General features: G+C 63.9%; 17 protein-coding genes. 8 read left to right on the plus strand and 9 right to left on the minus strand.

The window, feature by feature from the left end:
• Position 1: 1 nt before the first annotated feature.
• The gene (locus tag SGRAN_RS22510) at positions 2–244 is read right to left on the minus strand and encodes a hypothetical protein (RefSeq protein ID WP_162180676.1); all 243 of its coding nucleotides are present in this window, start codon (positions 242–244) and stop codon (positions 2–4) included.
• On the opposite strand from SGRAN_RS22510, the gene SGRAN_RS03240 reads away from it, so the two are divergent.
• Together SGRAN_RS03240 and SGRAN_RS03245 are read left to right on the plus strand one after the other, a co-directional pair.
• Positions 131–988, plus strand: a complete 858-nt coding sequence (locus SGRAN_RS03240; RefSeq protein ID WP_021690797.1) for a universal stress protein — start codon at positions 131–133, stop codon at positions 986–988. The two genes, SGRAN_RS22510 and SGRAN_RS03240, sit on opposite strands and share 114 nt — an antisense overlap.
• 44 nt (positions 989–1,032) lie before the next feature.
• Complete coding sequence (locus SGRAN_RS03245) at positions 1,033–2,535, plus strand: phospholipase D family protein (RefSeq protein ID WP_051743722.1); 1,503 nt, start codon at positions 1,033–1,035, stop codon at positions 2,533–2,535.
• A gap of 84 nt (positions 2,536–2,619) precedes the next feature.
• On the opposite strand, the gene SGRAN_RS03250 is transcribed toward SGRAN_RS03245, so the two are convergent.
• The 7 genes from SGRAN_RS03250 to SGRAN_RS03280 all read right to left on the minus strand — a co-directional run bounded on the left by SGRAN_RS03250 (position 2,620) and on the right by SGRAN_RS03280 (position 10,049).
• Entirely contained in the window at positions 2,620–3,204 is a 585-nt protein-coding gene (locus SGRAN_RS03250; RefSeq protein ID WP_021246272.1) for a hypothetical protein, read from the minus strand.
• 81 nt (positions 3,205–3,285) lie between these two features.
• The gene (locus SGRAN_RS03255) at positions 3,286–3,696 is read right to left on the minus strand and encodes a DUF2147 domain-containing protein (protein WP_021246273.1); all 411 of its coding nucleotides are present in this window, start codon (positions 3,694–3,696) and stop codon (positions 3,286–3,288) included.
• 50 nt (positions 3,697–3,746) lie between these two features.
• Positions 3,747–4,319 (minus strand): HdeD family acid-resistance protein, encoded by a 573-nt coding sequence (locus SGRAN_RS03260; protein ID WP_021246274.1) that lies wholly within the window; start codon positions 4,317–4,319, stop codon positions 3,747–3,749.
• A 140-nt stretch (positions 4,320–4,459) separates the two neighbouring features.
• A complete protein-coding gene (locus tag SGRAN_RS03265; RefSeq protein ID WP_311880560.1) occupies positions 4,460–5,518 on the minus strand; it encodes a phospholipase A in 1,059 nt (352 codons plus the stop codon).
• Positions 5,519–5,679: 161 nt separating this feature from the next.
• Positions 5,680–6,873, minus strand: a complete 1,194-nt coding sequence (locus SGRAN_RS03270; protein WP_030090400.1) for an acetate/propionate family kinase — start codon at positions 6,871–6,873, stop codon at positions 5,680–5,682.
• Complete coding sequence (locus SGRAN_RS03275; RefSeq protein ID WP_030090401.1) at positions 6,870–8,291, minus strand: bifunctional enoyl-CoA hydratase/phosphate acetyltransferase; 1,422 nt, start codon at positions 8,289–8,291, stop codon at positions 6,870–6,872. The genes SGRAN_RS03270 and SGRAN_RS03275 overlap by 4 nt, the downstream gene beginning before the upstream one ends.
• Positions 8,292–8,294: 3 nt before the next feature.
• Positions 8,295–10,049, minus strand: coding sequence for a PHA/PHB synthase family protein (locus tag SGRAN_RS03280; protein ID WP_030090402.1), 1,755 nt, complete (start codon positions 10,047–10,049; stop codon positions 8,295–8,297).
• Positions 10,050–10,390: 341 nt separating this feature from the next.
• On the opposite strand from SGRAN_RS03280, the gene lptB reads away from it, so the two are divergent.
• Positions 10,391–11,314: an LPS export ABC transporter ATP-binding protein gene (gene lptB / locus SGRAN_RS03285; RefSeq protein WP_062066091.1), complete on the plus strand. Its 924-nt coding sequence runs from the start codon at positions 10,391–10,393 to the stop codon at positions 11,312–11,314.
• Here the strand turns inward: lptB and SGRAN_RS03290 are convergent.
• Positions 11,304–12,128 (minus strand): TetR/AcrR family transcriptional regulator, encoded by an 825-nt coding sequence (locus SGRAN_RS03290; protein ID WP_231746292.1) that lies wholly within the window; start codon positions 12,126–12,128, stop codon positions 11,304–11,306. The two genes, lptB and SGRAN_RS03290, sit on opposite strands and share 11 nt — an antisense overlap.
• Before the next feature lie 100 nt (positions 12,129–12,228).
• Between SGRAN_RS03290 and SGRAN_RS03295 the strand changes: the two genes are divergently transcribed.
• The 5 genes from SGRAN_RS03295 (at position 12,229) to SGRAN_RS03315 (ending at position 19,664) form a co-directional block, all read left to right on the plus strand.
• Positions 12,229–13,632 carry an efflux transporter outer membrane subunit gene (locus SGRAN_RS03295; protein ID WP_051743724.1) on the plus strand — a complete coding sequence of 468 codons (1,404 nt, stop codon included), beginning with the start codon at positions 12,229–12,231 and terminating at the stop codon, positions 13,630–13,632.
• Positions 13,632–14,705 (plus strand): HlyD family secretion protein, encoded by a 1,074-nt coding sequence (locus tag SGRAN_RS03300; protein ID WP_021246282.1) that lies wholly within the window; start codon positions 13,632–13,634, stop codon positions 14,703–14,705. The genes SGRAN_RS03295 and SGRAN_RS03300 overlap by 1 nt, the downstream gene beginning before the upstream one ends.
• Positions 14,669–17,452: a ribosome-associated ATPase/putative transporter RbbA gene (rbbA, locus tag SGRAN_RS03305; RefSeq protein WP_404950392.1), complete on the plus strand. Its 2,784-nt coding sequence runs from the start codon at positions 14,669–14,671 to the stop codon at positions 17,450–17,452. The genes SGRAN_RS03300 and rbbA overlap by 37 nt, the downstream gene beginning before the upstream one ends.
• 1 nt (position 17,453) lies before the next feature.
• On the plus strand, positions 17,454–18,578 hold the full coding sequence (locus SGRAN_RS03310; RefSeq protein WP_030090407.1) for an ABC transporter permease: 1,125 nt from the start codon (positions 17,454–17,456) through the stop codon (positions 18,576–18,578).
• Positions 18,579–18,872: 294 nt separating this feature from the next.
• Positions 18,873–19,664 carry a helix-turn-helix transcriptional regulator gene (locus SGRAN_RS03315; RefSeq protein WP_013846843.1) on the plus strand — a complete coding sequence of 264 codons (792 nt, stop codon included), beginning with the start codon at positions 18,873–18,875 and terminating at the stop codon, positions 19,662–19,664.
• The last annotated feature ends 109 nt before the right edge of the window (positions 19,665–19,773 follow it).

Raw genomic sequence — 19,773 nt, forward strand, 5'->3', positions numbered from 1 at the left:
ATCAGGCCATAATATCGGTCTGCTTCGCGACGGCCAGCGAATCCTTGCCGAAGAACATTTCTGTCCGTCCTGCAAATACACGGCGACACGTTCCTTGGTTGGCGGACCACTGCTGATATGTTGCGTCGATATGACCCCGCGAACGATTCTGTTTCCAACCGATTTTAGCGGTCGCTGCGACCGAGCCCGCGACCGCGCGATACAGCTGGCGAGCGAGTGGCGCGCACATCTGGTTCTTCTCCACGTTCAGAGGGATCCCGATCCCGCAGACATGCTCGACGGACTGCAGGCCGCCGAGAGTCGCCTTCATGCCCGCTTGCGGGCGGAGGTGGCGGACCCGGATATTCCGGTCGAGACACGCCTCGCCACCGGCGCCGTCTCGCAGGCGGTGCTGGAAGCGTCAACCGCATGCGGGGCGGATCTCATCGTGACCGGCATCTCGCGCCATGACGATATCGGGGATTTCCTGATCGGCACGACCGTGGAGCGCATGATACGCCATGCTCATGCGCCGGTGCTTATCGTGAAGGAAAAGACCCAGCACCACTATCGCCGGGTCTTGGTCGCAACCGATTTCTCCGGCTGCTCGGCCCAGGCGCTTCGCACGGCCATGGCCGCATTCCCCGCTGCCGAGATCACTCTCGTTCACGCCTATCACGTGCCGCTGGAGGCACTTCGGGGCCGGGAAGGGCCGGCAGCTGCGCTGCAGGCCAGGATAGCCTATGATCTGGATGCCTTTCTGGACAGGACCGATCTGCCCGCCGACGCACGCGACAGGCTGGATATCAATGTCGACTATGGCGAGGTTTGCGAGGTTGTCCGCAATCATGTGAAGCTGAGCGAAACCGACCTGGCCGTGATCGGAACGCACGGTCGATCGGCCCTGACGGTGGCGGTGCTCGGCAGCACGGCGCGGGCGCTGCTCAGCCGTCTCGATTGCGATGTCCTGCTCGTGCGCCAGCAGCCGCAGGCGGATGCTGCCGTCTGATCCGGATCGTCATCCTTGCCTGCCTGGGCTTCGTCGCGGCGTCGATGCTCGCGACTTGGGTCTACGGCCTGTTCGCCAGTCGCGCGCAGGGGGAGCCTTCCTACGCACTGTCGATCGAACGCGGCCGGACGCCGCTCGATCAGCGTATCGGCGCCACGACGGATGCGCACCCCGGTGAGAGCGGCCTGCTTTTGCTGGACGAGAATCTCGACGCCTTCGCGGCACGTGGATTGTCGGCGCGCAAGGTCGAGCGCTCGCTCGATCTGATGTATTACATCTGGCACGACGATCTGACCGGCCGCCTTCTTCTGGCCGAGGCCCTGTCCGCGGCCGATCGCGGCGTCAGGGTGCGGATCCTGATCGACGACATCGGCACCAGCCATACATCTGATGCGATGATCGCCATGGCGCATCATCCGCATATCGAGATCCGTATCTTCAACCCGACCCGGGCGCGGCAGGGCGGCTTGCGGCGCGGCATCGAAATGATGCTGCGCGCCTTCAGCGTGACCCGGCGCATGCACAACAAGGCCTGGATCGCTGATGGCCGCGTTGCCATCCTTGGCGGGCGCAATATCGGCGACGCCTATTTCGATGCCGCGACGCAAACCAATTTCCGCGACATGGACGTGCTGGTGATGGGGCCAGCCGTCGCCCAGACGGAGAAGATCTTCGACGATTACTGGAACAGCGGCCTGGCGTTGCCGGTCGATAGGCTTTCGCCCTTGAAAGATCCTGGCGCGGCGCTGACGCGGATCGCCGCCGAATTGAGCAACGCTGCCAATGAGGCTGCCGCGCGCCCCTATCTGGAGCGCATCGCCAAACGGCTCTCGCTTCTCGATCCCGAGACCACGCGGCCCGACTGGACTCGCGCCGCCCGCGTGATCGCCGATCCGCCGCGCAAGGTGCTGGGCAAGGAGGGCAAGAACTGGCTGATGCACGACCTGCTGCCGGTCTTCGATGCGGCGCGGGAAAGGCTTGAAATCACTTCGCCCTATTTCATCCCCGGCGAGGAAGGCACGGCGGCGCTCGCCGCGATTGCGGCAAAGGGGGTTTCGGTCTCGGTCCTGACCAATTCTCTTGCGGCAACCGATGTCGCCGCGGTCCATGGCGGTTATGCGCGCTACCGTGTTCCGCTGCTCGAGGCAGGGATCAAGCTCTGGGAATTGCGCCCCGAGCATCAGGAGCGGGACTTTTCCCTGCGAGGATCGAGCCGGGCAAGCCTGCACACCAAGGCTTTCACTGCCGACGGGCATATGGGGTTCATCGGCTCGATGAACCTGGATCCTCGTTCGGCTTCCCTCAACACGGAAATGGGCGTCCTCTTCGAGTCCGAGGCCCTGGCCCGGAAGATGGCTGCCATCTGGCAGCGCGATACCGCGCCCTCCCGCAGCTATGAGGTCTGTCTGACGTCGGATGGCGACGTGGCATGGGCCGGGAGCCGGAACGGCGTGCCCGTCCGATACGACCGGGAACCGGAAGCCTCGTTCTGGCGCAGACTAACCGCACAGGCCATTGGCCTTCTGCCGCTGGAATCGCAGCTTTGACCCAAGCAGGCTTTCGGCGCCGTCTTCAATTTTGCGTGTTGCCGACGAATGGACCGTCTGCGACGGGGACCTGTTTCCTTGAGATCATGCGCTTGAGCGCGGATCGTTGTCGGAGCGCAGAAATCTGCTCCAGTCGATCTGGGCGAGCGCAGCAAGCAGGATGATCATGCCGATCTGCATCGCGATGCCCCACGGACTGGTGAGGCGCTCGGTAAAGACGTCACCCAGGCTCGATTTGCGGATCACGCCTGCTGTCGCGGCATAGATCGAATAGGAGACGAGACGCCCGACGAAAAACGCTGCTGTGAACTTCCCCAGCCTGATACCCGCAAGGCCGGCCGCTTCGAACAGTTGCGCCGAGGGAAGCGGAGAGAGCGCGAACAACGCGAGCCCGAAAATCGCGCTTTTCGGTCGGTCCTCGACGACTTTTTTCGCTGCTTCGAGGTTGCGCTTTTGTTTCGCGGGCAAATAGTCCTTGAGAAATCGAAAGCCCCAGGCAAGCAGCAAACGTCCAAGAGCGGCCGCGAGCGCGCCAATGAACACGATCAAGGCGACAGGCAGATCGGTCGTCAGGCCATAGAGAACGATGATCGACCATGTCGGGGGACCGAACGCGGGCAACAGGTTGATACCAAGGACGATCAGGAAGAGAATCAGGCACGCGGTCATTTCGCCTTCGGCGTTATCGCATTTGCGCAGGGTCAGCGAGCCGGATGGGAGAGGTGTCTTTCAGCCTGTCAATCCATGCGTCTACTTCTCGACGCGCGTCCAGATCTGCGACCGGCACCCGATGCGCCCGACGAGGCAGCCGTTCGCCTCGAGCCTGTTGCTGTCGAGTACCGTGACGCGCCCGGTGAAGGTCCGGCCGATATCGGGCACGAAAACGCGGCCGCGCCACACGCCGGGCTGCTCCTGCTCGAAATCACGAAACAGCTGTGCGCCCACCAGAGGATCCGGGCTGCCCTTGCGCGCATCGGCTTTCGCCTTGTCGTTAGCCCAGACGACGACACCGCACATCCTGTCGTCGCACGGTTGCGCGCGGATATGCACACTGTTTGCAGGGTTGCGCCAGATAGTCCCGGAAATGCTCGATGCCGGAGCATTTCCGACCGTTGCCGCCAGGATGAGCAAGACCGAAAGCGGTTTGTATCCTCCGATCATCCTGGCGTTTCCTTTGTTGTTCGGGGCAGGGCACCCTTGCCGCACTAAGTCTATAGCTTACCGATGCGGCGCAGACCCATGGCGAGGATGATGAGGAAGGTTCCTCGCAGCAGGAAGCTCAGGCCGACCGCCAATGCCAGGAAGGCAAGTCCGGTCGCGGGATCGCTGAACAGGAGGAGACCGCCCAGAACAGTGTCGAGAACGCCGAGTAGCAGGCGCCAGCCCCGGTCATGCGCAGACTGGAATGCGCCGACGATTTCGAAAACGCCGATGATGAGCAACCAGGCGCCGATCAGCGCGACGAGCGTCAAGGCCCCGGCGAAGGGATTGAAGAAAGTGATGGCGGCCGCGACGAGGCTCAGCACGCCGAGGAGGATCTCGATCCAGCGTGCGCGCCGGGAGAGCGAGGACAACCCGGCCGCGATAGCCAGTATTCCGTATATGAGGAGCGCCACGGCAAGGAAAACACCTGTCGCGAAGCCCGTCGCGATTGGGTTGAGGAGCGCAAAAACGCCGATCAGGATCACGAGCAGCCCATAAGCCAGGACCCAGCCCCAACTGGTCTCCAATGCCGGGTCGGCCATACCATAGGGGCTGGAATAGCGCCTCGATTGTGACGGCATGTGAAGGGCTCCTTCTTGGTGACTCGGAACTTTTGCTGTGAGCGTGTCGACTATTGCCAGAGTGCAACCTCAAGTCGAGCAGGAAGCGCTGATGTCGCAGGAGGCGTCGCTCAAGTGCGTGATGTGCATGAAGGCGGGTTTCAACGCACCAGTGCCACGCCCAGACGAAAACGGGTCGTATGGCGATCATAGTCGAGCAGATTCTCGCCATAGCCGATGAAGCTCTGGCCGAAGAGATAGAAGTCGGGTCCCCCGCCCAATAGCCGCGAGAGCGGATAGGAAAAATCGGCGGCGAGTGCGCCTTTGCCGCTGGAGACGCTGAACCGCGTGGATGTCGTAAGGCGTAGGCCGTCATCTTTCCCGACTTCCAGGAAGAGCGAGCTATTGCCTCTGTAGCGGCGGATATCGGGATTGTCGGATTTGTCGCCGACAAGGAGGGAGAAGCGCGGAGCTACCGACAGGCGATAGCCGCCGCCGAGCGGGAAGGCGGCCATCGGCGCCACATAGAGCGTGTTGAGGCTGCGGGAATCGAGACCGGAGCGACCGTTGGATTCATGGCGAAAGCCGCCCTGTGCGCTCAGCGAGATGCCGCGTGTCAACGTAGCTGAAGGGGTCAGGTAGAAGAGTTCCGGCTGATAGTCGATGTTACGAAACGGCGAGGAATCCGCGCCAAGATCCCAGAACATGCGCTGGGTATAGGCAAAATGCAGTCCGTCGCGCCAGGAAAGTGGCAAGCCCTGGGCGCGTCTCGTTCCGAAAATCTGATATTTGAAGCTGATCTGGATGCGTGCGGCGCTGTCGGTGCCCGGACCATAGACAGCATAGATCGGTTCATAGGCCGACAGGTTGGCGAAAAAGGCGTTGCCCGCCGACCGGTCCGAGGGAGGCGGCACAGCCTTGTTTTCCAACCCCGGCGCGTTGGGAGGCCCGGATTGCGCGGAGGTGTTCGTGGCTATTTGCGCCCCTCGGTCCGCGGGCCGCAATGCCAGCGTGATCTGCCGCGTGCCCCATGCGGGAACGGAGATCGCGGCGCCTTCCAGCGACAGATTGGTCCTCCGCGCAAGCCGGTAGGTCGCGCGCGTGAAACCGCCAGGTGGAATGATCGGGTTTGGAGGCGTCGTCGCCATGCGCTCCAGCCAGGCGGTGCGAGAGACGCCGCTCTGCTCCACCTGCGCTTCGATGCGGTCCGGAAGGGCCATGCCCTGCGGATCGCCGCTGTCATTGAGCAGGCGCAGATCGACTAGGACAGCGCCGGTTTCGTCCTCCTGCCCGGCATCGCTGATCAGGATTTCGACGGGCGATGCGGCATGAGCCGCGGCAGGGACGGCAAGCGCGATGGTGGCAAGGCTTATCGCGCGCCTCATGATGGATTCTCCCCCAGCACGTGCAAGGTGTGGAGCGCGATCATCCGTTCCTCGTCGGTGGGAATGACGCGCACCGCGACATGGCTGCCGGGCGTGCTGACAAGCGGGGCGCCGGCAGCGTTCGCCTGTTCGTCGAGTTCCACGCCCAGCCATGCGAGGCGTGCGCAGATACGCTGGCGCATCGCGGCGTCGTTCTCTCCGATCCCGGCGGTGAAGACGATGCCGTCCAGCCCGCCCATCGACGAGGCGAGCGCGGCCGTCTCGCGCGCGGCGCGCCAGGCGAACAGCGCCATGGCTTCTTCCGCTTCCGGCGCATCGCTGGCCGCGAGCGCCCGCATGTCGCTCGACAGGCCGGACACGCCGAGCAGGCCGGACTGCCGGTAAAGCATGTCCTCCACATCGGCCGCGCTCATGCCCATGCGGAGCTGAAAGTGCAGGATCACGCCGGGATCGATAGTGCCGCAGCGCGTGCCCATCACCAGGCCGTCGAGCGCAGTGAAGCCCATGGTCGTATCGACGCTCCTGCAGTCCCGCATGGCGCAGAGGCTGGCCCCGTTGCCCAGGTGCGCCGCGACCACGCGGCCCGCGGCCAGCGCCGGGTCGATCTCCGCGAGACGCATTGCGACATATTCATAGGACAGGCCGTGAAAGCCGTAGCGGCGGATGCCCTGATCGTGGAACTTGCGCGGGATGGCCAGGCGCGAGGCGACGTCCGGCTTGTCGTGGTGGAAGGCCGTATCGAAGCAGGCGACCTGCGGCAGGTCGGGTTTCAGCTTCGCGATCGCGCGGATCGCCGCGAGGTTGTGCGGCTGATGCAGCGGGGCGAGGGGGCACAGCGTTTCCAGCCTGTCCAGCAGGTCGGCATCGACCAGGCGGGGCGTGACGAAGTCCAGGCCGCCATGCACCACGCGATGGCCGATGGCGATCACGTCCCGCCCTTCCAGCGGATGGTCTCCTGCCCAGGCGAAGAGGTCCATAAGCAGGTCGGCATGGCTGAGCGCGGCGCCGTCCGGCCAGTCCCGCTCGATGAGCGTTTCCCCCGTCGCGGAGCGGGCCCGCAGGCTGGGCGCGATGCCGATCTTCTCGATCTTGCCGCCTGCCGAGAGCGTCAGCCCGTCCCGGCCATCGAGCGTGAACAGCGAGAACTTGATGCTGGACGAACCGGAGTTGATGGCGACGACGGCTTTCATGCGCTCGCCGCTCCCGGCAGGCCGGGCGCGGCCTTGGTGGCGGCGCGCGCCATCAGCACCGCGACCGCGCAGGAGGCGAGGCGGGTGCGCAGGCTGTCGGCCCGGCTGGTGAGGATGATCGGCACGCGCGCGCCCATCACGATGCCCGCCGCGTCCGCGCCGCCCAGGAACGTCAACTGCTTGGCCAGCATATTGCCCGCTTCCAGGTTGGGCACGACGAGGATTTCGGCCTTGCCCGCCACCAGCGAGACGATGCCTTTCTCCTTGGCGGCGGCTTCGCTGATCGCGTTGTCGAAAGCCAGGGGCCCGTCCAGAATGCCGCCCGTGATCTGCCCGCGATCCGCCATCTTGCACAGGGCGGCAGCGTCCAGCGTGGATTGCATCGCGGGATTGACCGTCTCCACGGCGGAAAGGATCGCCACTTTCGGCTTCTCGATGCCGATGACATGGGCAAGGTCGATGGCGTTGCGGATGATGTCCGCCTTTTCATCGAGCGTCGGGGCGATGTTGATCGCGGCATCCGTGATGATGAGCGGCGTCGGATGGCCCGGCACGTCCATGATATAGGCATGGCTGATCCGCCGTTCGGTCCGCAGGCCCGTGGCGGAGCGCACGATGGCGCCCATCAGTTCGTCGGTATGGAGCGAGCCTTTCATCAACAGCTTCGCTTCGCCGCCGCGCACCAGGTCCACGGCCTTTGCCGCCGCTTCGTGGCTATGGGCGGCGGATACGATGCGGAAAGGCGAAATGTCCTTGCCGGCGTCTTCGGCCGCCTTGCGGATCTTCGCTTCCGGCCCGACCAGGATCGGCATGATGAGATTGGCTTCGGCGGCTTCAATCGCGGCCAGCATGGCGGCCGCGCTGCAGGGATGAGCCACCGCCGTCGGTTCCGGCACGCCATTGGCGGTCATCTCGATCAGCTTGCGGTAGCCGTCATGGTCGCGCAGGCTGACCTCCGGCAGCGCCGCACGGGGGCGGCGGACCTTCTCGGCCGGCGCCTTGACTTCGGCCTGGCCGCTGATGACTTCCTCGCCGTCCTGGTTGACGCAGCGGCAATCGAACAGGATATCATGGTGCGCGCGTTTTTCCGCCACCGTCACCGACGCCGTGATCGTGTCGCCAAGGCCTACCGGCCGCGTGAACTGCAGCGACTGGCTGAGATAGATCGCGCCGGGGCCGGGCAGTTCGGTGCCCAGCACGGCGGAGATGAGACCGCCGCCCCATAGTCCGTGCGCGATGACGCGGCGGAACATGTCGGTCGCGGCATAGTCGGCGTCCATATGCGCCGGGTTCACGTCGCCGGACACGAGCGCGAAAAGCTGGATGTCCTCTTCGGTCAGCGTGCGCGAGATACTGGCGGTATCGCCCACTTTTATCTCGTCGAAGGTGCGGTTCTCGATCATGGTTCCGTCAGTCATTGCTCAATGCTCCAGCACATAATGGCCGGGAGCATCGGCGATCGCCGCATAGCCCTTGTCCGCTGCGCCCATGGGCGGCGGCGCACCAGGTTCTCCCGAACGCGCGGCCAGCCATTCTCCCCACGCCGTCCACCATGAGCCTTGCTTTTGCTCGGCGCGGCTTGCCCATTCTTCGGGATCGTAGGAGGTGCCGTCGACCTCGCGGGTCAACACGCGGTAGCGGCGGCCCTTGTGGCCCGGTTCCGAAACGATGCCGGCATTGTGCCCGCCGCTGGTCAGGACGAAAGTGATCTCGGCCCCGGTCAGCAGGTGGATCTTGTGGACGGAATGCCACGGCGCGACATGATCGCGCTCGGTTCCGACCACGAACAGCGGTTTGCGGATGGAGGCAAGGTTGATGGTTCGCCCATCCACCCGGTATTTTCCTTCGGCCAGGTCGTCGTCGAGGAACAGGCGGCGCAGATACTGGCTGTGCATGGCATAGGGCATCCGTGTGCCGTCGGCGTTCCAGGCCATGAGGTCGTTCATCGGTTCGCGCTCGCCCATCAGGTAGGTGGCGAGCACACGCGACCAGACCAGGTCGTTGGAACGCAAGACCTGGAAGGCGCCGCCCATCTGGCTGCTGTCCAGATAGCCCCGGCTCCACATCATGTTCTCCAGCAGGTTGAGCTGGCCTTCGTCGATAAACAGGCCCAATTCCCCCGGCTCGCTGAATTCCGTCTGTGCGGCCAGCAGTGTGACGCTGGCGAGCCTGTCATCTCCGTCGCGCGCCATGGCCGCGGCCGCGATGGAAAGCAGCGTGCCGCCAAGGCAATAGCCCATGGCATGGATGCCCGTCGCGCCGGTGATCGCCGTCACCGCATCGAGCGCCGCCATCGGTCCGAGGTGCCGGTAGGCGTCCATGTCGAGGTCACGGTCGGCACTGCCGGGATTGTGCCACGAAATCATGAACACGGTGAAGCCTTGCGCCGTCAGCCAGCGGACCAGCGAGTTCTCGGGCGACAGGTCGAGAATATAGTATTTCATGATCCACGCGGGCACGATCAGGATTGGCTCGGGCCGCACGGTGTCCGTGGTCGGTTCATACTGGATCAGTTCGATCAGCTTGTTGCGGTAGACGACCTTGCCTTTGGCAGTGGCGACGTTTTCGCCCACGCGAAAGGCTTCGGCGCCGACCGGCGGCAGGCCGCGCGCCATGTGCTGCATGTCCTCGACCAGGTGCCGGAAGCCGTCGACCAGGCATTGGCCACCTGTTTCCGCGATCTTGTGTTGGAGAACGGGATTGGTGGCGAGAAAGTTGGTCGGCGCGAGCATGTCCAGCATCTGCCGTGCGGCGAATTCCACCATGTCTTCATGATGTTTCGAGACACCGCCAATGCCTGTCGTCGCGGCGTGCCACCATTGCTGGTTGAGCAGGAAGGCCTGAGCGACGAGATTGAAAGGTAATTCTTTCCAGGCGGGATCGGCGAAGCGCCGGTCCTGCGGCAATGGTTCGATGGCCGGTTCGGCCTCGCTGTCTTCCATGCGGCGCTGCAGATAGTCGAAAAGCCGGGCATGCTTGCGGATGGCCTTGGCGCCAAGCTGCATTTGTTTGCCCGGCGACGTGGCGAGATGAATCCCCCAATCGGCCATGGCAAGCAGGAGCGTGGCCGGCGAAAGGCCGAAAGTCGTCTGCGCGATGGCCGCCGATGCCGTGCGGTCGAGCGTTTCGCTGATTCCGTCCAGCGGATCGTCGGAAGGCGGAGGGGACGTGGCCATGACTATATACTCCGAGTTCCGCTGGAAGGTGCCTCGTCTCTCCGACAGGATTCCACAGCAGATGTTTGGGCCGCCCCTCCCGGTTCTTCTTATGCCGAACGGTACTGCATAGGTAAGATAGAATGCAAGCCGCACGGAGCTTGGTTGCGACCGGACGGCTGTCTGACGGCCAGTCGCAACCGCGGGCGCGGGGATATTCGGCCATGGCCTGCTGGAGAAAAAGGAGCCTCAATCATTGAGCGTAAAGCCACTAGGTATAGTTCACGATGGCGATGCATTGCCTGGAGATACAGTGTACGGCGGTCGTCATCCCGGGCAATTTTGCGGGAAATTGAAGGAGAATGGATGATCCGCGAGATCGCCATGATGGCAGCGGTTGCGCTGGTGCTGGCCGGCCGGGATGGAGACGCGTACTGACCCGGCTTTTGAGGGACCTTGGCGGAAATCTCGGGCATGATGCCCAACTCGTATCGCCGGCCGCGCGTTCGGAGAGCGAGCCGCTTGCGCCCGCGTCAATCGGACCGGTCGCAGTCGAGCGCGCGCCGACGGTTCTTTCGATCGCCGGGATCGAGAAGTCCTTTGGCAAGCGGAAGGTGCTTGACGATGTCGCGCTCGAAGTGCGGGCAGGCGAAATCGTGGGGCTTCTGGGGCCAAACGGGGCCGGCAAGACGCTCTGCTTCTATGCGATTGCCGGCCTGATGAGCGTGGATGCCGGCAGGATCGAGATTGGCGGTCAGGATGTCACCGCGCTTCCCATGGATCGAAGAGCGAAGCTGGGCCTCGGCTATCTTCCCCAGGAAGGATCGATCTTCCGCGGCATGACGGCTGCGGAGAATATCGCGGCCGTGCTCGAACTGCATATCGCCGATCGCGATGTAGCTGCCGCGCGGCTCGATGAACTTCTTGCCGAGTTCAATATCGCCCACATTCGCGACGTTCCCGCACAGCGGTTGTCCGGCGGGGAACGCAGGCGCTGCGAGATCGCCAGGGCCATGGCGGCAGCGCCCTCGGTCATCCTGCTCGATGAACCGTTCGCGGGCATCGATCCCATGTCGATCGCCGACGTCAAGGCGATGGTGCGAAAGCTCAAGCGAGAAGGCGTGGCGATCCTTCTGACCGACCACAATGTGCATGAGATGCTCGAACTGGTCGAGCGGGCCTATATCATCGATCAGGGCAGGATGCTGTTCGAGGGCGGCCCAGAAGCGGTACTCGACAACCCCGAAGTCCGGCATCGCTATCTTGGCGAGGGCTTCAGGATGTGAGGCGGTTACCGCGCCCTTCGTTCAGGAACGGAATGGCCTTTGCCATGAGGTCGAGCGCTCGCTCGATATAGGCAGCCTTTGTCCGGGTGGTGTTGTGCAGATCATGGCGCTGCAGGATGCGCTGGCGCGGCACGGTGACCAGCGCGTCGAAGAGAAAAGCAGCGAGGAACGGAAGATCGCCTGCTTCCTCGCTGTTCGGTTCGCTCGCCTCGGCAAGGATCGTCTGCATCAGATCGATGCCGAACTGGGTGCCGATCGCGGGCTGTGCCCGCATCATGCCCGGATTGTGGTTTGCCAGCCAGATGATGAGCGCTTCGATGCCCACGACATCGCCTTGAAGCGACAGGTCGAGCATCCTGCGAGCGATATAGGCGATTTTTTTGCGGGTGCTTCCTCGAGGGACCGATGCCGCGATCGGATCGAGATAGCGGGCAAGGCCGTGTTCCATGGCGGCGACGAGCAGGGCGAGCTTTGAGCCGAAGCGGGAATAGAGCGTTCGCTTCGATGTCTGTGCGGCGGCGGCGATAGCTTCCATACTCGTACCCTCGACGCCGCCGGCGATGAATTGGGCAAGCGCCGTCTCGAGGATATGATGTCCAAGCCGGGCTGCGACCTCCTGTGGCGGCCTTCCTCCCCTGGGATCGCGGGCAGGCAGACGCGAGCCGGTTCCCGATGCGGCGCCGTCATCTTTCATGAATCGCTCGCGGCCCATCGCTGCTTCATTCCAGCTTTCGCGCTTGATCGGCAAGTGATACCGGGCAATATCAAAACCACTAAGTGTAGATACTAATAGTCCGGAGAGGTGCTTGCCCATAGGCGTACCGCCTGTTTGAACCAGAATGGAACCGGACTAGATGGCTCGCCGCGCTCATATTACTGGCCGTTTATGCGGGTTCCGGGCCGTCATGGCGGCGATGATCGTGCCATCTTTCCTGTCCGGCTGTTCCTTCGCGCCGCCCAATGTCCGGCCGGCCCAGCCGGTGCCGCAGGACTATCCCGCGCCAGCCGCGCTGGGCGCGTCCATCGCGCGGATCGGTTGGCATGATTTCTTCCGGGAAGAGCATCTGCGTGCGCTGATCGCGGCCGCGCTGGAGAACAACCGCGATATCCGTATCGCCGCGGCCCGCGTCGATCAGGCGCGCGCGGCCTGGCGTATCGAGGGATCGGCGCTCTATCCCGAACTCAACGCCGTCGGCACCGGCACGCGGGGTCGTTCCATCATCAGCCTGCCGGGCGCAGGCACGCAGAGCTATGACATCAAGCAGGTCACCGCGCAGGTGAGCGCGAGCTGGGAAATCGATTTCTGGGGCCGTCTGCGCAACCTGAACGACGCCGCGCGCAATCGTTATCTGGCGACGGAAGAGGCGAAGCGCGCCGTTGCCACCGGCCTGATCGCGCAGGTCGCCAATGGCTATCTGCTGGAGCGCGAATATGAGGAACGCCTCGCGCTTGCCCGGCGGACGATCGTCACGCGCGAGGACTCGCTGCGGATCATGCGTCGCCGCTATGAAGTTGGTTCAGGTTCCAAACTGGAAATGACCCAGGCGCAGTTGCTGCTGGCGCAGGCGCAGGATGCGCTGCAAGCGCTTGAGCAGGACCGCGACGTGAACCGCAACGCGCTGGCGCTGCTGGTCGGGCGGCCCGTGGAGATCGTGCCTGGGCCCCTCGGTCTTGCCGAAACCGGACCGGATATCGCCCTTCCGCCGGGCTTGCCCTCCGACCTTCTGGTCAACCGGCCTGATATCGTGGCGGCGGAATATCAATTGCGGGCGGCCAACGCCGATATCGGCGCGGCGCGGGCGGCGTTCTTTCCCAATATCAGCCTGACGGGTGCCTTCGGCACGGCGAGTTCCGATCTCGACGGGCTGTTCGGCGACGGGAGCCGCGCGTGGAGCTTCACCCCGACGATCGCCCTGCCGCTGTTCAATGCGGGCCGCCTTTCCGGCAACCTCGATCTGGCGAAAGCGCGGCAGGTCGAAGCCGTGGCCAGCTATGAAAAGACCGTGCAGGGCGCGTTTCGTGATGTTTCCGACGCGCTGGTCCGGCGCCGGCAACTGGCGTTGCGGATCGACACCGCGCGCAGCTCGCTGGACGCCTTGCGCGAACGGGCTCGGCTGGCCGGGTTGCGGTTCGACAACGGGCGTTCGGCCTATCTGGAAGTGCTGGACGCGCAACGCGACCTTTTCGACACCGAACAGGCGCTGATCCAGTTGCGCCGCGCTCATCTGGCGAGCGGCATAGCCCTCTACGCGGCGCTTGGCGGGGGTCCCGCCGAAGTCGTCCACGACAGCAACGATCAAGGCGGAGAACACAGGTGATGACGGCGTCCCGGAAGACATGGCTCATCAGGGGCGGCATCGCGGCGGCGCTCGTCGTTGTAGCTCTGCTCCTTTGGCAGGTGCTCAAGCCCGGCGATTTGCCCGAAGGCATCGTCGGCGGTAACGGCCGGATCGAAGCGGTTGAAATCGACGTTTCCGCCAAATCGCCCGGCCGCATCCGCGAAATCCTGGTCGACGAAGGCGCGTTCGTGCAGGCGGGGCAAGTCGTCGCCCATATGGATACGGACGTGCTGAGTGCCCAGAGGGCCGAAGCCGAAGCGCAACTGGCGCAGGCGCTGAACGGCATCCAGATCGCGACCAGCCAGGTCGCGCAGCAGCAGAGCAACCGGGCGGCGGCTCTCGCCGGCGTCCGCCAGCGTGAGGCGGAGCTGAACGCGGCGCGCAAGCGGCTGGCGCGATCGGAAACGCTGGCGCGAGAAGGTGCGACCGCCGTGCAGGAACGGGATGACGATCAGGCCCGCGTCGAAGGCGCGGCGGCGGCAGTGGAGGCCGCTCGCGCCCAACTCGCGGCCGTCGACGCGGCGATCACGACGGCGCGCAACCAGGTGATCGGCGCGCGTTCGCAGGTCGATGCCGTGCGCGCCACCATCCAGCGGATCGAGGCCGATATCCGCGACAGCGACCTCAAGGCGCCGACGGCCGGCCGCGTGCAATATCGCGTCGCCCAGCCGGGCGAAGTCGTGGGTGGCGGCGGGCGCGTGCTCAACCTGGTCAATCTGGGCGACGTCTACATGACCTTCTTCCTGCCGGAAACGGTCGCGGGCAAGGTGGCGCTGGGCAGCGATGTACGCATCGTGCTCGATGCGCTTCCGGATCGTGCGATCCCTGCGAAAGTCAGCTTCGTTGCCGATGTGGCCCAGTTCACGCCCAAGACGGTGGAGACGCAAAGCGAGCGCCAGAAACTGATGTTCCGCGTGAAGGCGCAGATCGATCGCAAGTTGCTCGATCGCTATATCACCCAGGTCAAGACCGGCCTTCCGGGCATGGCCTATGTGCGGATCGATCCGAAATCCGAATGGCCCGCGAAACTGACCGTCAACGTGCCGCAATGACGGAAGCTGTCGCCCGCGTTTCGGGCGTGAGCCTGCATTACGGCAAGGTGCTGGCGCTCGATGATGTGAATCTTGAAATCCCCGCCGGGCGCATGGTGGCGATGATCGGCCCGGACGGCGTCGGCAAGTCCAGCCTGTTTTCCCTGATCGCGGGCGCGCGAGCCATCCAGGAGGGCCGGGTCGAGGTGCTGGGCGGCGACATGGCCGAGGCCCGCCACCGCAACGCCGTGTGTCCGCGCATCGCCTATATGCCGCAGGGGCTGGGCAAGAACCTCTATCCTACGCTCTCCATCGACGAAAATCTCGAATTCTTCGGGCGGTTGTTCGGGCAGGACGCGGCCGAACGCGAGCGCCGCATTGCCGACCTCACCGAAAGCACGGGCCTCGCGCCGTTCCGCAAGCGCCCGGCGGGCAAGCTTTCGGGCGGCATGAAGCAGAAGCTCGGCTTGTGCTGCGCGCTCATCCACGATCCCGATTTCCTGCTGCTGGATGAGCCGACAACCGGCGTCGATCCCATGTCGCGCGCGCAATTCTGGGATCTGATCGACCGCATCCGCGCGAACCGCCCGCACATGAGCGTGCTGGTCGCCACGGCCTATATGGAAGAGGCCGAACGCTTCGACTGGCTGATCGCGATGGACGCGGGAAAGGTGCTGGCCACCGGCACCGCAGCCGACTTCTATGCACGCACCGGCGAACAGTCGCTGGAACAGGCGTTTATCTCGATGCTTCCCGAGGAGCGCCGCCGCGGGCACAAGCCGGTGGAAATTCCGCCGCGCAGCGACGGCGGCGAGGCCGAGATCGCCATCGAGGCGCAGGGGCTCACCATGCGTTTCGGCGATTTCACGGCAGTCGATCATGTCGATTTTCGCATCGAGCGCGGCGAGATCTTTGGATTCCTCGGCTCCAACGGCTGCGGCAAGTCAACCACCATGAAGATGCTGACCGGCCTGCTGAAAGCCAGCGAAGGCCAGGCCTGGCTGTTCGGCCGCGAGGTCGAGAATGACGACATGGCGACGCGCCGGCGCGTCGGCTATATGAGCCAGGCCTTCTCGCTCTACTCGGAACTGACGGTCCGGCAGAACCTCGAGCTGCATGCCCAGCTCTTCCATGTTCCCGCCGAAGACGTGCCGGCCCGCGTGAGGGAAATGGCGCAGCGGTTCGGCCTGGATGGCATCATGGATGCGTTGCCCGGCGCCTTGCCGCTGGGCCAGCGCCAGCGGCTCAGCCTAGCCGTCGCCATGATCCACAAGCCGGAAATGCTGATCCTCGATGAACCGACGTCCGGCGTCGATCCGATCGCGCGGGACCAGTTCTGGCAGATGATGATCGACCTGTCCCGGCGCGACAAGGTGACGATCTTCATTTCCACGCACTTCATGAACGAAGCGGAGCGGTGCGACCGCATATCGCTGATGCATGCGGGCAAGGTGCTGGTCAGCGACACTCCCGCCGCCATTGTCGAGAACCGCGGCGCGGCGGACCTGGAAGAAGCGTTCATCGCCTATCTTCAGGATGCGAGCGGCGAGACGCCGACAGAAAAGAGGGACGATCCGGTTCCTGCGGGCGCGCCTGCCGCGGCCGATCAGGACATTTCGGCTGCACCGGCCCGCTCCCCATGGTTCATGCGGCGCCGGATGATGAGCTATGCCCGGCGCGAAGGGCTGGAATTGCGCCGTGATCCCATCCGCGCCACTCTGGCTCTGCTCGGCAGCGTCATCCTGATGTTCATCATGGGCTATGGCATCAGCATGGACGTGGAGGACTTGCCGTTCGCCGTGCTGGACCGCGACGGCACGACCACCAGCGAGAACTACGTCCTCAACCTGGCCGGATCGCGCTATTTCATCGAACGGCCGCCGATCACCGACTATAGCCAGTTGGACCGGCGGATGCGCTCGGGCGAACTGAGCGTGGCCCTGGAGATTCCGCCCAATTTCGCGCGCGACCTGCGCCGGGGCGTGCCGGTGCAGATCGGTGTATGGGTCGATGGCGCCATGCCGCAGCGGGCTGAGACCGTGCAAGGCTATGTCCAGGCCCTGCATGCCCACTGGCTCAGTGAAATGGCCGTGCAGGAAACAGGTGCGCGGCCATCGATGGGTCTCGTCAATATCGAGCTGCGCTATCGTTACAATCCGGACGTGAAAAGCCTTGTGGCCATCGCGCCGGCCGTGATTCCGATGATGCTGCTCTTGTTCCCGGCGATGCTGACGGCTTTGAGCGTGGTGCGGGAAAAGGAGCTGGGATCCATCGTCAATTTCTACGTGACGCCGATCAGCAAGGTGGAATTCCTGCTGGGCAAGCAGCTTCCCTATGTCGCGCTCGCCATGCTGAACTATGTCCTGCTGGTGTTCCTCGCCGTCACGATGTTCGGCGTGCCGTTGACGGGCAGTTTCCTCGCGATGACGCTGGGCGCTCTCTTCTATACGCTGTCGGCGACGGCCATCGGCCTGCTGTTCTCCATCTTCATGCGCAGCCAGATTGCCGCGATGTTCGCCACCGCCATCGGCACGATCCTGCCCGCCGTGCAGTTTTCCGGCCTGATCAACCCGGTGTCCTCGCTCGAGGGGGCGGGCGCGGTGATCGGATCGATATATCCCGCGACCTGGTTCGTCACCATCTGCCGCGGCGTCTTTTCCAAGGGGCTGGGGTTCGCCGACCTCTGGCCCGACCTTCTCGTGCTGTTCGCGACGTTTCCCGTCATCCTGGCGCTGTGTGTCGCGTTGCTGCGCAAGCAGGAGAGCTGATATGCGCCACGCGGCCAACATCTACCGGCTCGGCATCAAGGAACTGCGCAGCCTGTGGCGCGATCCGATGATGCTGTTCCTGATCCTCTATTCGTTCTCGGTGGGGATCTACGTCGCGGCAACCGCCATGCCGGAAACGCTGCACAAGGCGCCTATCGCGATCGTCGATGAAGACCAGTCGCAGCTTTCCAGCCGGATAACCGGCGCCTTTTATCCGCCGCACTTCACGCCCCCTTCGATCGTGGGACTGAACGAAGTGGACAAGGGGCTGGATGCCGGGCGCTATACGTTCGCTCTCGACATCCCGCCCGATTTTCAGCGAGACGTACTTGCGGGACGCCAACCCGGCTTGCAGCTCAACGTTGACGCTACGCGGATGAGCCAGGCTTTCACGGGCGGCGGCTACATCCAGCAGATCGTGCAGGGCGAAGTTGCCGAATTCATGAAAGGCACGCGTGCGAGCACGCCGGTCCCGGTCGAGCTGGCGCTGCGCGTGCGGTTCAATCCTACGCTGGCGCAAAGCTGGTTCGGCGCGGTCATGGAAATCATCAACAGCGTCACCATGCTGTCGATCGTGCTGACGGGCGCGGCCCTGATCCGCGAGCGCGAGCACGGCACGATCGAACATTTGCTGGTGATGCCGGTGACGCCATTCGAGATCATGGCCAGCAAGGTCTGGGCCATGGGGCTCGTTGTCCTGGTCGCCTGCGCTTTCGCGCTTTTCGCGATGGTGGAAGGGGTACTGTCCGTTCCCGTCGAAGGGTCGATCGCGCTGTTCCTCGCCGGAGCGGGGCTGCACCTGTTCGCCACGACCTCCATCGGCATCTTCATGGGGACGATCGCGCGCTCCATGCCGCAGTTCGGCTTGTTGCTGATGCTGGTGCTGCTGCCGTTGCAGATGTTGTCCGGCGGTTCGACGCCGCGCGAAAGCATGCCTGAGTTCGTCCAGACGGTCATGTTGGCCGCGCCCACCACCCATTTCGTGAAGATGGCGCAGGCCATCCTTTACCGGGGCGCGGGCTTTGACGTGGTCTGGCCCCAGTTCCTGGCTATCATTGCTATCGGCGCGATCTTCTTCGCCATTGCGTTGGCGAGGTTCCGGCGAACCATCGGCACGATGGCGTGAGGAGGCAGTCGAATGTCAGAACACCAAATTGCGTGGGGCATCGTAACGATGCTTCAGACTAACGATTGCCGAACGGTTCCGCGCAGGTTTCGCAGGAGAATAATACCGGCGGCGGTGTCACGGATCCTGAGCCAGGTTTTCGAAACAGCGAATCCACGATTGCCCTAGCAGCCTCACGCGTCAGCCATAGCGCTGGCTGACGGCTGTGAATGCCCCCTATCTCCCATAGGTATCACAACGGCTTCTTCTGGCACGTTTGCCGGTGCACGGCCAACACAACCCAAGGAGGATGCCATGTATGTCAATGCCAGACTGCGTGAGACACTCTCACGCTTCAATGTCGCTTCTTCAATGGAAGCGCTGCTCGCCGCCTTAGCTGATGCCGCCACGAAAATGGGCTTCCCCTATGTCGCGATGATCCAACATGGCGGCCTCCCACGCTTGGTCGAACGGGCGCTGGTTATTACCAACTATCCGGCGGAGTTCGTGCGTTTCTACACCGAGAGCCACGCGTACGTCATCGATCCAGTCTATGAGGTGAGCCAGTTGCTGGACCGCCCGTTCAGCTGGGACGAGATTCCCGGTTATGTCGATCTCACAGGCACACAATCAGCCCTGTTCGAAGAAGCGCGGCTGCATGGTCTCGTCCACGGTGTCACCGTGCCGCTCCACATACCGAGCGAATCCCATGCGTCTTGCACTTTCGCACGCGCGGAGCCGATCATGGCTTCGCCATCGCTACTGACGACGCTCCACATCGTCGCTGCCTTCGGGTTCAAGGCGGGCCTCAGACTACATCATGCCTCGCGCGGACATGACGTACCCAGGCTCACGCGCCGCGAAGCTCAATGCACGGCATTGGTCGCCGTCGGCAAGAGCGATTGGGAGATCAGCCAGATACTCGGTCTGAGCGAGACCTCGGTGCGCTATTTCGTCTCCCACGCAAAGCAGCGTTACGGCGTCTACAAGCGCTCAGAGCTTGTCGCCAGGGCGCTCATCGACGCGCAGATCCTTCGAAACGACCAAGGGATCATTGAGGCTGGACCCCGCCGCCCGCGCCACAGGGCGAAACGGCGCAGTCCTTGACAGTCCTGTCGGTGTCGCCGTGTTGCGCATCCCGTCAATTGGCCCGCGAACCGCCATGCCTAGGGCGGATAAGTGTATTGACCTACGGTCGCACGATCCAGTTTGCCGA

Source organism: Sphingopyxis granuli, from assembly GCF_001559015.1.
Lineage (GTDB): Bacteria > Pseudomonadota > Alphaproteobacteria > Sphingomonadales > Sphingomonadaceae > Sphingopyxis > Sphingopyxis granuli.

Excerpts from the sequence above, each read along its gene's own strand:
- SGRAN_RS03240 (WP_021690797.1), top strand. The coding sequence starts at position 131 with ATGACCCCGCGAACGATTCTGTTTCCAACCGATTTTAGCGGTCGCTGC.
- SGRAN_RS03245 (WP_051743722.1), top strand. The coding sequence starts at position 1,033 with ATGCTCGCGACTTGGGTCTACGGCCTGTTCGCCAGTCGCGCGCAGGGG.
- SGRAN_RS03250 (WP_021246272.1), bottom strand. The coding sequence starts at position 3,204 with ATGACCGCGTGCCTGATTCTCTTCCTGATCGTCCTTGGTATCAACCTG.
- SGRAN_RS03255 (WP_021246273.1), bottom strand. The coding sequence starts at position 3,696 with ATGATCGGAGGATACAAACCGCTTTCGGTCTTGCTCATCCTGGCGGCA.
- SGRAN_RS03260 (WP_021246274.1), bottom strand. The coding sequence starts at position 4,319 with ATGCCGTCACAATCGAGGCGCTATTCCAGCCCCTATGGTATGGCCGAC.
- SGRAN_RS03265 (WP_311880560.1), bottom strand. The coding sequence starts at position 5,518 with ATGGCCCTTCCGGACCGCATCGAAGCGCAGGTGGAGCAGAGCGGCGTC.
- SGRAN_RS03270 (WP_030090400.1), bottom strand. The coding sequence starts at position 6,873 with ATGAAAGCCGTCGTCGCCATCAACTCCGGTTCGTCCAGCATCAAGTTC.
- SGRAN_RS03275 (WP_030090401.1), bottom strand. The coding sequence starts at position 8,291 with ATGACTGACGGAACCATGATCGAGAACCGCACCTTCGACGAGATAAAA.
- SGRAN_RS03280 (WP_030090402.1), bottom strand. The coding sequence starts at position 10,049 with ATGGCCACGTCCCCTCCGCCTTCCGACGATCCGCTGGACGGAATCAGC.
- lptB (WP_062066091.1), top strand. The coding sequence starts at position 10,391 with ATGGATGATCCGCGAGATCGCCATGATGGCAGCGGTTGCGCTGGTGCT.
- SGRAN_RS03290 (WP_231746292.1), bottom strand. The coding sequence starts at position 12,128 with ATGGGCAAGCACCTCTCCGGACTATTAGTATCTACACTTAGTGGTTTT.
- SGRAN_RS03295 (WP_051743724.1), top strand. The coding sequence starts at position 12,229 with ATGATCGTGCCATCTTTCCTGTCCGGCTGTTCCTTCGCGCCGCCCAAT.
- SGRAN_RS03300 (WP_021246282.1), top strand. The coding sequence starts at position 13,632 with ATGACGGCGTCCCGGAAGACATGGCTCATCAGGGGCGGCATCGCGGCG.
- rbbA (WP_404950392.1), top strand. The coding sequence starts at position 14,669 with ATGGCCCGCGAAACTGACCGTCAACGTGCCGCAATGACGGAAGCTGTC.
- SGRAN_RS03310 (WP_030090407.1), top strand. The coding sequence starts at position 17,454 with ATGCGCCACGCGGCCAACATCTACCGGCTCGGCATCAAGGAACTGCGC.
- SGRAN_RS03315 (WP_013846843.1), top strand. The coding sequence starts at position 18,873 with ATGTATGTCAATGCCAGACTGCGTGAGACACTCTCACGCTTCAATGTC.